The organism is Paenibacillus sp. YYML68, from assembly GCF_027923405.1.
Taxonomy (GTDB): domain Bacteria; phylum Bacillota; class Bacilli; order Paenibacillales; family NBRC-103111; genus Paenibacillus_G.
This window is the reverse complement of the sequence record NZ_BQYI01000001.1, coordinates 3,124,387-3,139,333: the sequence shown is the minus strand read 5'-3', so window position 1 is coordinate 3,139,333 and position 14,947 is coordinate 3,124,387. Positions and strand designations below refer to the sequence as shown.

Sequence of the window (14,947 nt, the reverse complement as noted above, 5' to 3'; positions counted from 1 at the left end):
AACGGTGTGTGTGTCGAATAAAGGATTACAAAATGCATAATTAAGGAAAGGCAGGAACTCGAATGAAGCGTACTCATCGCGTGCTGCTCCTTGCCGGACTCATTAGCGGTGCCTTCACTGCTGGGGTGTATGCCGAGAACGTGCTGCAGCGGGTTGACGCGTACTTGCGACCCGACTTCAACATTGTGGTGGACGGTAAGCCTGTTACGCTGGAGAGCGCACCTCTTGTGTATCAGGATAAAAGCTACTTGCCGCTCGCTGAGCTGTCGAAGCGTCTTGGCGCCTCGATCTACTGGAAGGGCGAATCGAAGACGATCTATATTAACAGCCGCATCAACGATGAGCAGCAGCAGGAGGATGGCAGCCAGACGTTCGAGCTGCTGGAGCTGACGAACCCACAGTCGACGATCGTCGAATATTTAGGTGCGAAATATCCGGTGCTGCTCACCTACAATTCGAAGGCGTCCGGCTCGCATGGCTTGTACTACCGGGAGAAGGACGTTCGCCGGATGGGGATCGATACGAACGGATTAGCGAAGGCGAAGGATCGGCTGACAGAGGAGACGTTCGTCCCGGAGAAGGAGCTGCAGCAGCGCTGGAGGCAGCGGCCGACCCAGACGTACGCGTCCGGCTACGAAGCTTACGTCATTGCCGACGAGCCGCATCCGGAGAAGCTGAGCATGCTGCGCAGCCACATCAAGGGGATGGCGACCCGCAAGTTCCAGGACGTCGAATATACGACGAAGCCTATTATGGTGGAGAAGCTGAAGGACAAGACGGATGCGTATCGATTCTTATATTACGAGACGGTTCGTATTCAGAACCAGGTGCCTGTATCCAAGTATGTGGAGGCTGAAGTGAAGCTGACGCAGGACCCGCTGAAGCCCGATCATTATACGGTGAATATTACTTCGACCAAGGATCTGAACTATGAAGCGGACAGAAGAGAAGTCGGCTCCTGAGAGTCGGGAAGCGGAGCTACTGGCTGGCGTTACAGCTCCCGCCAATACATGATCGCGAGCTGAGTGCGGTCCCGAAGCTCCAGCTTGCTTAACAATTCCGTTACATAGTTTTTGACCGTCCCTTCGCTCAGGAATAGCTCCTGGGCGATTTCTTTATTCGTCAGCCCGCCTGCAATATGCTCCAGCACCAGCTTCTCTGTCTTCGTCAGCCCGAATTTCTCGAATTTCTTGAAGTGATCGCGTCGCTGCTGCTGTTCAACTGCTTGGTCGGAGATGGAAGCATGACGCTCAGCCGCTTCATTGGAACACTCGTGCTCTGTCCTCGTTGCTGCCGCCTGCTGAGGCTGAAGCCAAGCTGTGAGCTTAGGGGCAATATCGGGATGGATGAGCAGATTGCCGTGATGGACAGCCTTAATGCCTTGAACGATTCGATCCGGGGGGATGTTCTTCAATAGGTAGCCGCTGGCTCCGCTGCGCAGTGCCTCGACAATGTATTCGTCGTCATCGAACGTCGTCAGAATCAGAATGCGCACGTTGGGAGCGGTACCCTTAATCCGCTTCGTGCCCTCCACTCCAGAGCACACAGGCATCCGGATGTCCATGAGCACGACGTCCGCTTCTTCTCCGCGCAGGAAGTGCTCGTGCGCCTCGGCGCCGTTGCCATATACGGCAGTGACGGAGAGCTCCGGGTCTAGCTCCAGAATCATGCGTAAGCTCTCACGTATAAAAGGATCGTCGTCGACGATCAAAATGCGAATCATCTGTCTGCACTCCTATCTCAATCTCGATTAGATGCCGTCGTACAACGGTACGACCGTCGTTACAGCGAATTGCGGCTGCAGGCTCACCTTCAGTTGACCGCCGACGAGCCGAACGCGCTCCTCCATGCCTAGAAGACCTACGCCTCGGATAAGCGTATCTCCGGCAGGCAGCCTGCCATTGTTGGCTACCTTCATTATCATTTGATCTGCGTCGTAGTTCAGTGTGAACGTGATCTGTGTTGCCCCGCCGTGGCGAATGGCGTTCGTCACCGCCTCCTGGGCGTTGCGGAACAGTATCAGCTCCACGCTCGGATAGAGCGGACGCGGCATGCCTGACAGGCTCAGATCTATCTTGATGCCTTGCTGCTCCTCTGAAGACTTCAGCTCTTCAATGAGCCGATGGATGGAGTGGCGATGAAGAGAGTCGGCCGACTTAGCTGTCTCTAGCGGCTTCAATGCGCGAACGGTATGTCGGAGCGATTCCAGCGCTTCTGTTAGCTGGTCGCGTACGAGCTCGGTGAGCTTATAGGTCTGATGCTCGCGATCGGGTGCAACAGCGACGGCGGCTTCGAGCATCATTTTCGCGCGTATGAGCTTATGTCCGAGGTCGTCATGGATGTCGCCTGCAATTCGAGAGCGCTCTTCAGCTTGAGCCAGTCGCTCCACCTGCGCGGCATAAGCTGCGATACGTTGTCGTGCGGCGTCAAGCTCGTACGCCTTATGTCTGAGCTCGTCGTATACATACTGCAGCTCGAGACGATCGTGTCGCGATTGCTCTAGACGAGTGGTCAAGTACGCTGCCAGCAGGAACACCGCAGCAGCAGCAATGGCTAGGCGCATGTCTTGCTCGAAGTATGCCGGGACGAGGATCGTGGCCAGCTGCAGCAGCAGCAACAATCGGTAGTGCTGCTTCGCGACAGAAGCTTCAAGCGAATAGGAGAGCAACGTCGACAGATGGCACAGCAGCAGCAGCTGATCAACCGTGACGCTGAGCCATGACATGTAACAGAGCTCGGCGACGGCCGCTATCGCTTGCGCTCTGACTGGAAGCCAAGAGCGGCGAAGCTCGACCCATGCGAGCAGCATAATGATGTACAATGCGAACGGTCGGCTCTCCGATAGCGGCAGCATGCTGATGGTGCCAGCAGCGGGGAGTACGATGAGTGAGTACCGCAGTAATAATACCATCTTTTTCCGCCTCCACGCCGATTATAGCACAAGCTGTACGTGGTGAGGGATGACTTTTGTCATAGCTTGTGCGAAATACAGTGACGATGGACAGCTGTTTTTTCACTGCGCAGCCTTTACAATGGAGGGAGGAGTTTACTCGGGAATCGGTTATTCTAGGGGGATATTCGAATGAGTCTTGTGCGGATGGAACAGGTCGTCAAGCGGTACGGAAGCCGGCTGTCGATCGATCACTTGAGCTTGAGCGTGCGGGAGGGTGAAATATTCGGCCTGCTCGGGCCGAATGGCGCTGGCAAGAGCACAACGATCCATATGCTGTGCGGCTTGCTTCGTCCCGATCATGGCGATATTCGGGTAGGCGGCTGGTCGGTGCTCGAGCATCCGCTGGAGGTGAAGCGGCTGATCGGGCTCGTGCCGCAGGAGCTTGCGATCTACGAGCGGCTGACGGCATGGGAGAACGTCGCCTTCTTCGCCAAGCTGCACGGCTTGCGGGGGCGGCTGCTGCAGGAGCGGGTGGAGGAGGCGCTCGCCTTCACTGGATTGCTGGACAGAAGGAACGAGCGCCCCGTATCGTTCTCTGGAGGGCTGAAGCGGCGCCTCAACATTGCATGCGCGCTGGCGCACCGACCGAGGCTGATCATTATGGATGAGCCGACTGTAGGTATCGATCCGCGGTCGAGGCATGCGATCTTGGACGCCGTTCGTCAGCTGAACCGGATGGGCTCAACGTTCATCTACTCCAGCCATTACATGGAGGAGGTGGAGGCGATCGGTGACCGTGTCGGCATATTGGACAAGGGGCGGCTGCTCGCGCTCGGTACGCAGCAGGAGCTCCGGGCAGCGACGGGCAGCGGCGAGAAGCTGTGCGTACAGCTCGCGCAGCCATTGACACCAGCTGCCGTGGCAGAGCTGGAGGCGCATCCGCGCATTAGGCGAGTGATGTCGGACGGGCGTAAGATCGAGCTGTACATGACTACAGCGGATGCATCGCTTCAGGACATCTTGTTCATCTTGTCTAAGCATGGTGCACATATTCATTCCCTTACCCGCATCGAGCCGAATCTGGAGTCGTTGTTCCTCTCGTTGACAGGTCGCTCCTTGCAGGAGGAAGGCGGGGGCCTATGAATGGCTGGAGCCAGGTGTTTCATATCGCAAGGAGTGAGCTAGTGATGCTAAGCCGTGCGCGTGAAGTATACGGCATATTGTTCCTCCTGCCGGTTGTTCTCATTATATTGCTCGGTCTTTCGTTACAGGAAAAGTTCGGAGCGCCCACAGCCAACGTGTATCCAGTGCAGCTAGTCGTCGTGAATGCGAATGATGCCGACACAAGCGGCATAGGACGCGCAGTCTCAGAGCTCCTCGCAGCAGAGGAAGAGCGTGGACGTCTCGTGGTACGGCAGGCGTCGAGCCGAGATACGGCGGTCGAGCTCATACTTGGCGGCGAGGCTCAATATGGACTCGTAATCCCTAAGTATACGTTGTTGGACGCCTCGGTAGCCCCGGCAGCAGATGGGGGAAGGGCCAGGGTGTGGGAGCTTCTTCCAGGAGAGAGGCAGGCTGTGAATAAGGCTGCCGAAGCTGTGCTGCTGCCATATGTGGAAGAGCTCAGTTGGCAGCAGGCTGGACGGCATGCGATAGGACCCAAGTACGATCCAGCATGGACGACGATCGTATCGTTGCCGCTGCCGCAATCCGTACCAGCTAATGGCGCCTCCTCATACACGGCGATGCAATATTATGCGGCTGCGATGCTCGTCATGTTCATGCTGTATACGGGCATGATGCTGTCAGCAAGCTTGCAGGAGCAACGGGTGAGCAAGACGATGGCTAGGCTGCTGACGCATCCAGTCACTTGGCGTGCGGCTCTGGGCGGCAAGGTGCTTGCCTATGCCCTCCTTGCGCTGCTGCAGGCAGCCGCCGTAATCGGCTTTACTTATGTCGCCTGCGGCGTGAGCTGGGGTGATCGGCTTGAGTGGGTAGCGGCTGCGTGCGGGCTGTACGCTTTGATTACGGTCAGTCTGGCTGTCGTCCTTACAGCGGTCTGTCGCACAGAGCAGCTATCCAGCACAGTCTTCCAGATGGTGATCATTGCGTCGACGCTCGTTAGCGGAGGCTTCATCCCGACGCTACCGGCAGCGATTGCTAGTCTAGGGGAATATACGTTCAGCTTCTGGACGATGCAGAGTCTGCTGCATCTGATGCTTGGGAATGCCGAGCTGGCAGGTGAAGCGATGACGATCTCGGCCATGTGGGCGGTAGCTGCTGCAGTGACAGCGATATTCGTTCATCGAAAGGCGGGATTCGATGCGTAGCATACAGCTCATCGGTACGATCGCGCTCCACTTGCTGAGGCGGGCGCTCGGGAACGTCAGCGGCTTCCTCGTCCATATTGGCTTGCCTGTAGCGGCAATTGCACTTATATTCGGCTTCCTCGGACCGAGCTACGAGGCAGCCCCTCGTGTCCTGTATGTGAATGCAGACCGCGGACCTGCGGGAGCATTCGTCGTAAGTGAGCTCGCTTACATTCACAAGACTCTTCGCTTCGAGCAAGTGTTAAGCCGAGCGGAGGCCGAGCGAGCAGTAGCGAATCGGCGCGCTACCGCAGCGCTTATCATTCCAGCTGGGCTCACGGACGAGCTGCTGGCCGGTCCGACAGACGAAGCCCGCGAGCGGAAAAGTGCCGAGCTGCTGGAGCTGACAGCTAGCGACATGTCCGCGCCGCTAAGGCAGTCGCTGGAGCGTCTCGACAGACGCCTTCAGGAGAGCGCCGCCACCGTCATCGGCCTGGGCCTTCCTGCAGAGCAGTGGGTGCGCTGGCTGGAGGAGGCGCAGAAGCGCCCAATCCGCACGTTGACAGCTGCTCAGGGTGAAGCGTCCCATGACGTTGTCGGGCTTGCGAGCGGCGTGCTGATCGTATTCATGATGTTTACCGCAGGCTTGTCAGTCCAGCTATGGACAGAGGAGCGGAGACAGCAGACGATGCGGCGCATGCTCGCAGCGCCGGTGAAGTCGTGGGAGCTCGCTGCCGGTTCATTGGCAGGCTGCTTCCTTCTGGGCTCGCTTCAAGTGTGGAGCGTGCTGCTGTTCAGCCGCTTCGTGCTCGGCTTCCATCAAGAGGTGCCGCTGCTGCAGCATCTGCTCGTGCTCGAGGCGCTGCTGCTGCCCGTGCTCGGCGTCGCAGCTACCGTGTCGGCAGTTACGCGCAGTGCGGAGAACATCAGCGTCATCCATTCGTTAATCTCAACCCCGATGTGTATGCTGAGCGGGTGCTTCTGGTCGGTGTCGAAGATGCCTGACTATTTACAGAAGCTGGCACTCTTCATCCCGCAGCGCTGGGCGCTCGATGCGATTGCTCGGCTTGGGAGCGGGGCGGCGCTGCGGGAGCTGGGACTGCACTTTGCCGTACTGGGACTGTTCGCCTTCGTGCTGCTCAGCCTCGGCTCCGGCATGCTGAAGCCGTCTGAGGAGACGAGTTCATGAAGGAGCTGCTAGTCGGATGCGCTTAGGCGTTTCCGGCTTTTTTTAACAATTAGGAGCGCATCGGAAGGTCGGCATCGAAGTAATGGGCAAGAAGTCGTGTACATGGACGCGCCTACGTACATACAATAAAGATACGAGGGGAGGATCAGGGGGCGATAGACAACCGATGAGATCGCTCATTATGCTTATTGGGCAGTGGGCGAGGTGCACGAGCACGACGGACAGCAGGCTGTCGATACGGAATGATGGTAGCGCTGTCATTGCGGTCAGGCTAATGAAAAAATAGGTACCATTTTCCGAAAAAAAATCCATAAACCAAGTTGCTAAATCATATGATTCATAATAAGATAGAACTAAGAAACTGAATAGTCAGAAAATTCTATCAAAATAAAAATGGGTCTCTTGTCCCGCTTGTCGATAGAGTCCTCACTCTGATTGTTCCAGTTCCAGCGACTAGTCCTCGCAGCATAAGCAGCTTAACGATGAGCTCTGTTGACATTGAAACCTTGAGGAGGGATTGCCGTGAGTAAAAGTCATGAAGTGGAATATTGCAACCTGGAGTTACGATTTGACCGTCGGCTAATCCGCAACTTCATAAAGACGCTCATCCAGGAGGGCTATTCGCTGTACTGGAATGAGTCGGAGCAGCAATTCATCGTATCGATCCGCACCGGACGGAAGCTCGTGAAGCTGAAGTTCCAGCGCATCGGCGAACGCTATAAGATCGTCGGCAACTATTCGTTCAAGGATGAGAAGCTGGCTGAGCTGATGGAGAAGATGATCGGCGATACACGCGGTCACGCGGTCGTGAAGCGATTCAAGGATCGGCAGATCCTGATTGAAAATATTATGTTCGGCGAAATTATTCGCATGGTGGAAATATCCGGGGTTGAGCATAAGGTCTTATTTCAAAAAGAGCCGGTGGTGACGGTGGAGGAAGTCATGCAGGCGTTCCGCTCCAATCGTCCGGACGAACGAATTCCGGTATTGCGGCTCGAATTGGATTACGAGCTGGCTGTGCTGCACGAAGCGATGAGTGAAGGTGATGAGCAGAAGGCTCAAGCTTGCAAAGAGAAGCTAAAGGAGCTGCGACATGAAATGCTACTGCTCGAAATGTAAGCCACAGCAAGCACGAGAGGCTCTCCTGTAGACGAATTTTTCGTCTTACGGGAGAGTCTTTTTTGTCTAGCTGCATATGTCGAAAAAAACGATTGTTAACGTGTGCATGACTATGCTATGATGGGACTGAGGTGGTAACACGATGAGCAGCGTGACGATCAAGGATATTGCCCGCATGGCCGGTGTGTCGCATACGACCGTATCCCGGGCGCTCAATGACAGCCCGTTGATTAATCCGGAGACGAAGGAAAAGATCAAGTCCATCGCGGTCAGCTTGAACTATACGCCGAACTATAACGCGAGAAGTCTTGTGCTGGATCGATCGTATCAGATCGGACTGTTCTTCACGACGCTTCACAGCGGAACGTCAGCGGGCTTCTTGTTCGAGGCGATGAAGGGCGTCAATTCGGTCGTGAGGGATCGATACAACGTCATCGTCCACGGGATTGATGATTATTCGACATTCACGCATATTAACCGCAAGAGCTTCGACGGCATTATGCTGATGAGCCAAAGCGCGGCGGACGAGCCGTTCATCGACTATGTGGCAAGTCTTGATATTCCGTTCATTGTGATGAATCGGGAGATCGAGCTGGACGATGTGCTGAATCTGGTGCCGGACGACCAGCATGGCGCCTATAAGATGACGGACTACCTGCTGCGAAGCGGCCACAGACGCGTTGCGATCGTGGAGGGGAAGGCGGGCTTCAAGTCGACGCAGGCGCGGAAGGACGGCTATATGAAGGCGCTGGAAGCATTCGGCGTGCCCATACGCGAGGAGCTGTGCGTTCAGGGGGAATACAATCTCGAGAGCGGCTACAGCGCCATGAAGCGTCTCTTAGCGCTCGAGGAGCGTCCGACAGCGGTCTTCTGCTGCAGTGACGATATGGCACTCGGTGCGATCAAGGCAGCTGCAGAAGGCGGCCTTCGTGTCCCTGACGATATATCGGTCGCCGGCTTCGACGACATGATGTACGCAGCTTACGTTACTCCGGCGCTGACGACCGTTCGGCGGACGATTGAGCAGATGAGTCGCTTCGGCGCGGAGAAGCTGATGGCATTAATGGAGAAGAAGCTAGCAGGGGACAGCCGGAAGACCATGTTCCATACGGAGATTGTCATTCGTGATTCTGTGAAAAACATACTCGGAGGCGAATAACGAAAATGAGCGTACTTAGAACACTATTGCAGGATATTCCGATTCCGGACATGGTCCGTATTCGTCAAAAGTTCGATGACAGCAAGCTTGACAATCCGGTCGCTGTTCTTCAGGAGGAGCTGAAGAAGCCGGGCGCGATCGATCGCATTCAGCCGGGGCAGACCGTAGCAGTTGCAGTAGGAAGCCGCGGCGTGGCGCACATTGCTGACTTCACGAAGGCGACGATCGACGCCATCAAGGCGGCCGGGGGACAGCCGTTCATTGTGCCCTGCATGGGTAGTCACGGCGGCGCGACAGCCGAAGGGCAGAAGGATGTGCTGCACCATCTCGGCGTAACGGAGGAGGCGATGGGTGCGCCGATCCGCTCGTCGATGGAGGTCATCGAGATCGATCAGCTGCCGAACGGGCTGCCGGTGTACGTGGACAAGTACGCGTCCGAGGCTGATGCGATTATCGTCATTAACCGCGTGAAGCCGCATACCGCGTTCCGCGGCCCGATCGAGAGCGGCATCATGAAGATGATCGCGATCGGTCTTGGCAAGCAGAAGGGTGCGGAGGCGTGCCACCAGCTCGGCTTCAAGTATATGGCGGAGAACGTGCCGGCGATGGCGCGCATTATGCTCGACAAGCTGCCGATCGTATTCGGCGTTGCGCTCGTGGAGAACGCGTATGACGAGACATGTATGGTCGAGGTGCTGCCTGCAGCAGACATTGAGGAGCGCGAGGTGGAGCTGCTGGAGATTGCGAAGTCACGTCTTCCGAAGATTTTGTTCAGCCAGATCGACGTACTCGTCATTGATTATATAGGTAAAAACATCAGCGGCGACGGCATGGACCCGAACGTCACCGGCCGCTACCCTACACCGTATGCCCACGGCGGACCGGACGTGTCCAAGATGGTCGTGCTCGACCTGACGCATGAGACGAAGGGTAACGCGAACGGCGTAGGAACGGCCGACTTCACGACGCAGCGTCTTGTCGACAAGACCGACCTCGCGGCGACGTACGCGAACGGCTTGACCTCGACGGTGTGCGCGCCGACGAAGATTGCGACGACACTTGAGAATGACTACTACGCGATCAAGGCCGCAGTGAAAACGTGCAACATTCTCGATTACACAACATGCCGCCTCGTGCGCATTCAAGATACGCTTCTCCTCGGTGAGATCGAGATTTCGGTCAACCTGCTGGAGGAGGCGAAGGCGCACCCGGATATTGAAGTATTGACAGAGCCGTACGCGTTGACGTTCAACAGCGAAGGCAATCTGCGTTAAATAAAGGAGCGTTCATACGGTGCATAAGCCATTCATTATCGCAGCGGACATCGGCACCACGAGTGCGAAGACGCTGCTGTTCAACCGGGAAGGGCGCGTTATCGCCTCCCATGCGGTGGAATACCCGCTGCATACGCCTAGGCCGGATATGGCTGAGCAAGATCCGGAGCAGATCTATCAGGCGGTACTGACAGGCATCGGAGCCGTCGTGCAGAAGGCGTCGGTGCTTCCAGGTCAAGTGCTCTGTGTATCGTTCAGCTCGGCGATGCACAGCCTCATCGCTGTGGACGAGTCGCTGCAGCCGCTGACGCCGTGCGTCACCTGGGCGGACAACCGCAGCGTCGGCTATGTGAGGACGCTGAAGGAGGAGCTTGGCGGTCTCGACATCTACAGACGGACGGGAACGCCGATCCATCCGATGAGTCCGCTGCTGAAGCTGATGTGGTTCCGCGACAATCGTCCGGAGCTGTTCGCTGAGGCTTACAAATTTATCGGCATCAAGGAATACGTGTTCGCCCGCTTGTTCGGTGAATGTGTCATCGACCATTCGCTCGCCAGTGCGACAGGCTTGTTCAATCTACAGCAGCTGGACTGGGATGCCGGGGCGCTTGCGGCTTGCGGCGTTCGTCGCGAGCAGCTGTCACAGCCTGTATCGACGACGCACGTGCTGCAGGGATTGCGCCCCAAGGACGCGCAGCGTCTAGGGCTGTCCGCGGATACGCCGTTCGTCGTCGGCGCCTCGGACGGCGTGCTCGCGAACTTGGGCGCGGGCGCCTATGAGCCTGGCGTCTACTCGGTGACGATCGGCACGAGCGGTGCGGTGCGCGGCGTTGTGCGCGAGCCGAAGACTGACCCGCAGGGTCGTCTGTTCTGCTACGCGCTCAAGGAAGACTTCTGGGTGGTCGGTGGTGCGATCAACAACGGCGGCATCATGTTCCGCTGGGTGCGCGACCAGCTCGCGACCGCAGAGGCCGAGGAAGCCCGTCGCCGCGGCATGGAGCCTTACGATTACTTGACCGAGCTTGCGGCATCTGTGCCGGCCGGCTCGAACGGTCTGATCTTCCTGCCGCTGCTTGCAGGCGAACGTGCGCCGTACTGGAATGCGAATGCACGAGGTGTGTTCTTCGGACTGTCGCTGTTCCACGAGAAGCCGCATATGATTCGCGCTGTGCTCGAGGGTGTCATGTTCCGCATCCATTCTGTCGTGAGGGCGCTCGAGGAGACGAGCGGTGCGACGAAGGAGATTCGGGCGTCCGGAGGCTTCGCGCAATCGCCGTTCTGGCTGCAGATGCTTGCGGACGTGCTCGGCAGTCCGGTGACGATTCCGTCGACGATCGAAGGCTCCGGCATGGGCGCGGCGCTGCTCGGTATGCTGGCGGTCGGGGAGATCCGCGACTTCAGCGGCATCCACGACTGGATTCAAGTGAATCAGACGTACCGCAGCAACGAACAGACGCATCAGGTATACGGCGAGCTTACGGATATATATACCCGCGTATACCACCAGCTGAAGGAGGAGTTCGACCTGATCTCCGCCTTCCAGCAGAAGCACACCCAATTATAGGAGGATATGTAAACATGGCGATGAACTTATTCGATCTCACTGGTAAAACAGCAGTCATTATCGGCGGCAACAGCACGCTCGGCGGCGCGATGGCCGTAGGACTTGGCGGACACGGCGCAGATGTCGCGATCGTCGGCCGTAATCAAGAGAAGGCGCAGGAGGTTGCAGCTCAAGTGGAAGCAGCGGGCGGTCGTGCCAAGTGCTTCTCCGCCGACGCGACCAGCGCCGACGATCTGAAGCGTGTGTTAGATGAGGTACTCGCCTGGACAGGTCGCTGCGACGTGCTCATGAACTGCCCAGGCAAGAACAGCCCGACGCCGTTCTTCGAGCTGCAGATGGACGAGTGGGATTCCATTATGGATGTCAATCTGAAGAGCGTTGTGCTTGCTTGCCAAATTTTTGGGAAGCATATGGTGGACAAGGGCGAGGGCGGCAGCATCATTAACATTTCGTCCGTATCGTCCGAGCCTCCACTGTCCCGTGTGTTCACGTACTCCGCTTCCAAGGCGGCGGTGAACAACGTGACGAAGTTTTTGGCGAGAGAATTCGCGCCTGCCCGCGTGCGTGTTAACGCAATCATTCCGGGCTTCTTCCCGGCGGAGCAGAACCGCAAGATCTTGTCCCCGGAGCGGGTGCAATCGATCATGAACCATACGCCGATGAACCGATTCGGCGACGCCGAGGAGCTGCAAGGTGCGGCGATCTACCTCGCGTCCGAGAAGGCATCCGGCTTCGTAACGGGTACGCTGCTGCGTGTAGATGGCGGCTTCGGCTCGATGACGATCTAATCGCAGCACTCAGTCTGAGGCGGCTACTGAGCGGCCCAGATATGCTTCGACTTGAAATTGTGAACAAAATGAAACATAATCAATGGTTAGGGTCCATATGCAGCAGTGCGCTGGGAATATCCTGTTTTAGACGGCTGCATATGGGTTAAATAAATATGGGAACCAGGAAGGAAGAGAAATCAATGTCTAAACAGCAAATTGGCGTAGTCGGTATGGCGGTCATGGGTAAAAACTTGGCCCTCAACATCGAAAGCCGCGGCTTCACCGTGTCCGTGTTCAACCGTTCGCGCGGCAAAACAGACGAGCTGCTCGAGGAAGCAAAGGGTAAGCAGCTGGTCGGTACATACAGCATCGAAGAATTCGTCGCTTCCTTGGAGACGCCTCGCAAAATCTTAATCATGGTGCAGGCAGGCGCAGCGACTGACGATACGATTAACCAGCTCGTGCCGCATCTGGAGCAGGGCGACATCATCATTGACGGCGGCAACGCCTACTTCCCTGACACACAGCGTCGCAGTAAGGAGCTCGAGGCACAAGGCTTCCGCTTCATCGGAACAGGCGTATCCGGCGGTGAAGAGGGCGCGCTCAAAGGTCCTGCGATTATGCCGGGCGGCCAGAAGGACGCTTACGAGCTCGTCGCTCCAATCTTGACAGCGATCTCCGCGAAGGTGAATGGTGACCCATGCTGCACGTACATCGGACCGGACGGTGCGGGCCATTACGTGAAGATGGTGCACAACGGCATCGAGTACGGCGACATGCAGCTCATTTGCGAAGCGTACCAGCTGCTGAAGGACGTGCTTGGCGTCAGCACGCAGGAGCTTCATGAGATATTCGCGGATTGGAACCGCGGGGAGCTGGACAGCTACCTGATCGAGATTACAACGGATATTTTCACTAAATATGATGAAGAAACCGGCAAGCCGATGGTGGATGTGATCCTCGACTCTGCCGGTCAGAAGGGTACAGGCAAGTGGACGAGCCAGAGCGCGCTTGATCTGGGCGTTCCATTGTCCATTATTACAGAATCCGTCTTCTCGCGCTTCCTGTCGGCGATGAAGGATGAGCGTATCGCGGCGAGCAAGGTGCTGAGCGGTCCGAGCGTACAGCCGTTCGACGGCGACCGTGCGGCGTTCATCGAGGCAGTACGCAAGGCACTGTATGCGAGTAAAATTGTGTCTTACGCGCAAGGCTTCGCGCAGATGCGTGCAGCGAGCGAGGAGTACAACTGGAGCCTCGACTACGGCAGCATTGCAATGATCTTCCGCGGCGGCTGCATCATCCGCGCCCGCTTCCTGCAGAACATCAAGGATGCGTATGATCGCAATCCGGAGCTGCGCAACCTGCTGCTTGACGATTACTTCAAGAATGTCATCGAGAGCTACCAGGATGCGTGGAGAACGGTCATCGGTACAGCTGTAACACGCGGTGTGCCAGTTCCAGCGTTCTCGTCGGCGCTTGCGTACTACGACAGCTACCGCACAGAGCGTCTGCCAGCGAACCTGCTTCAGGCGCAGCGCGATTACTTCGGCGCTCACACGTTCAAGCGTGTGGACAAGGAAGGCACGTTCCACTACCAGTGGTTTGAGAAGTAAGATTTATCCATTCCGAGTTGACTTCACGCTATCCGGCTTATAGATGCCGTAGGCGGCCTCGTGCAGCCACGCCTTGAGCCGGTCGGCTTCTTGGTCGAAGCCGTTGCGCCGCTGAATGAGCATGAGCGCGATTTCGGCGAAATATCGGAAGTTTTGCAGTAAGCGTGGTTGGGAAAGATCCATCAGTTGCGGGTCTTCCTCAGCCACCTTTTTTTTGATGTACTCCAGCATCCATACGATTTCGTCCTTGCAGAGAGGGTGGGTCGGGTCCATAATTTGATCAAGCTTCATGGTGGTGGGACTTGCAGGAGGGGTTTGTGCTTTTAGGGCGGCTTGCGTCATATCCGACATTCTCCTTCCTAAATGTGGGTGCAGCTGTAATAGCGAAGATGGAAGTTATTCTCAATCTAGCTTATGTTTTTTCCAAACTTTCTATTCACGCTCGGCCAGCTATGGTATGATAGGAGCAGCTTAGAGAGGTATAATTCCATGGATTCAAGAGGTGTAGATGTCGTCATGAACAAGCGTAATGTCATATTGATCGGCTTAATGGGCACGGGCAAATCGACCGTAGGCATCGCGCTGGCCGAGCGCCTCGGATACCGCTTCGTGGACACCGATGCGCGTATAGAGGAAGTGAGCGGCATGAGCATTAAGGACATGTTCGCCGAGCTCGGTGAAGCCGCGTTCCGCCTGCAGGAGACGGCATGCATCAATAACGTGCTGGCGGACGAGGCGCAAGTGGTGGCGACGGGGGGCGGCGCTGTGCTGGCCGAGGTGAATCGTCAGACGATGCTGGAGGGCGGCTTAGTCGTAGCGCTGCGAGCATCGGCCGAGACGATTATTCAGCGTGTCCGCGAGGACGGCAATCGACCACTGCTCGCAGGAGATGTCGAAGAACGCGTCCGTGCGATCATGGAGAGCCGCAAGCACGCGTACGATTTCGCACATCTATCCATCCAGACGGATGGACTGGCTGTCGAGGAGATCACAGACCGCATTGAGGCCGGCTGGCGCTCACTTGCCTAGTGCTGCTTGAGCCTATTATAGGAGCGCA

Annotated in this window: 14 protein-coding genes; 11 read left to right on the top strand and 3 right to left on the bottom strand. The window is 56.8% G+C overall.

The annotated features are described in order from the left end of the window. Positions 1-62 precede the first annotated feature (62 nt). A complete protein-coding gene (locus PAE68_RS14240; RefSeq protein ID WP_281887935.1) occupies positions 63-962 on the top strand; it encodes a stalk domain-containing protein in 900 nt (299 codons plus the stop codon). Positions 963-991: 29 nt separating this feature from the next. Here PAE68_RS14240 and PAE68_RS14235 read toward each other — a convergent pair whose 3' ends face one another. Together PAE68_RS14235 and PAE68_RS14230 are read right to left on the bottom strand one after the other, a co-directional pair. Then, positions 992-1,723 carry a response regulator transcription factor gene (locus PAE68_RS14235; RefSeq protein WP_281887933.1) on the bottom strand — a complete coding sequence of 244 codons (732 nt, stop codon included), beginning with the start codon at positions 1,721-1,723 and terminating at the stop codon, positions 992-994. A gap of 27 nt (positions 1,724-1,750) precedes the next feature. Continuing rightward, positions 1,751-2,911, bottom strand: coding sequence for a sensor histidine kinase (locus PAE68_RS14230; RefSeq protein WP_281887931.1), 1,161 nt, complete (start codon positions 2,909-2,911; stop codon positions 1,751-1,753). A 171-nt stretch (positions 2,912-3,082) separates the two neighbouring features. Between PAE68_RS14230 and PAE68_RS14225 the strand changes: the two genes are divergently transcribed. From PAE68_RS14225 to gndA, 9 genes are all read left to right on the top strand, one after another. Next, a complete protein-coding gene (locus tag PAE68_RS14225) occupies positions 3,083-4,036 on the top strand; it encodes an ABC transporter ATP-binding protein (protein ID WP_281887929.1) in 954 nt (317 codons plus the stop codon). Then, the gene (locus PAE68_RS14220; RefSeq protein WP_281887926.1) at positions 4,033-5,223 is read left to right on the top strand and encodes an ABC transporter permease; all 1,191 of its coding nucleotides are present in this window, start codon (positions 4,033-4,035) and stop codon (positions 5,221-5,223) included. The genes PAE68_RS14225 and PAE68_RS14220 overlap by 4 nt, the downstream gene beginning before the upstream one ends. Beyond that, positions 5,216-6,391, top strand: a complete 1,176-nt coding sequence (locus PAE68_RS14215) for an ABC transporter permease (RefSeq protein ID WP_281887925.1) — start codon at positions 5,216-5,218, stop codon at positions 6,389-6,391. The genes PAE68_RS14220 and PAE68_RS14215 overlap by 8 nt, the downstream gene beginning before the upstream one ends. Positions 6,392-6,913: 522 nt before the next feature. Then, positions 6,914-7,510: a hypothetical protein gene (locus tag PAE68_RS14210; RefSeq protein WP_281887924.1), complete on the top strand. Its 597-nt coding sequence runs from the start codon at positions 6,914-6,916 to the stop codon at positions 7,508-7,510. Between the two features lie 142 nt (positions 7,511-7,652). Then, a complete protein-coding gene (locus tag PAE68_RS14205; RefSeq protein ID WP_281887923.1) occupies positions 7,653-8,669 on the top strand; it encodes a LacI family DNA-binding transcriptional regulator in 1,017 nt (338 codons plus the stop codon). Between the two features lie 5 nt (positions 8,670-8,674). Then, positions 8,675-9,943 carry a nickel pincer cofactor-dependent isomerase, group 22 gene (locus PAE68_RS14200; RefSeq protein ID WP_281887922.1) on the top strand — a complete coding sequence of 423 codons (1,269 nt, stop codon included), beginning with the start codon at positions 8,675-8,677 and terminating at the stop codon, positions 9,941-9,943. Between the two features lie 19 nt (positions 9,944-9,962). Next, the gene (locus PAE68_RS14195; RefSeq protein WP_281887920.1) at positions 9,963-11,507 is read left to right on the top strand and encodes a gluconokinase; all 1,545 of its coding nucleotides are present in this window, start codon (positions 9,963-9,965) and stop codon (positions 11,505-11,507) included. 20 nt (positions 11,508-11,527) lie between these two features. Further along, positions 11,528-12,295, top strand: a complete 768-nt coding sequence (locus tag PAE68_RS14190) for an SDR family oxidoreductase (protein WP_281891078.1) — start codon at positions 11,528-11,530, stop codon at positions 12,293-12,295. Between the two features lie 182 nt (positions 12,296-12,477). Further along, positions 12,478-13,890, top strand: coding sequence for an NADP-dependent phosphogluconate dehydrogenase (gndA, locus tag PAE68_RS14185; RefSeq protein WP_281887918.1), 1,413 nt, complete (start codon positions 12,478-12,480; stop codon positions 13,888-13,890). 3 nt (positions 13,891-13,893) lie between these two features. On the opposite strand, the gene PAE68_RS14180 is transcribed toward gndA, so the two are convergent. Then, on the bottom strand, positions 13,894-14,232 hold the full coding sequence (locus PAE68_RS14180; protein ID WP_281887916.1) for a hypothetical protein: 339 nt from the start codon (positions 14,230-14,232) through the stop codon (positions 13,894-13,896). Positions 14,233-14,379: 147 nt separating this feature from the next. Here PAE68_RS14180 and PAE68_RS14175 point away from each other — a divergent pair, with 147 nt between their 5' ends. Continuing rightward, positions 14,380-14,919: a shikimate kinase gene (locus PAE68_RS14175; protein ID WP_309299331.1), complete on the top strand. Its 540-nt coding sequence runs from the start codon at positions 14,380-14,382 to the stop codon at positions 14,917-14,919. Positions 14,920-14,947 lie beyond the last annotated feature (28 nt).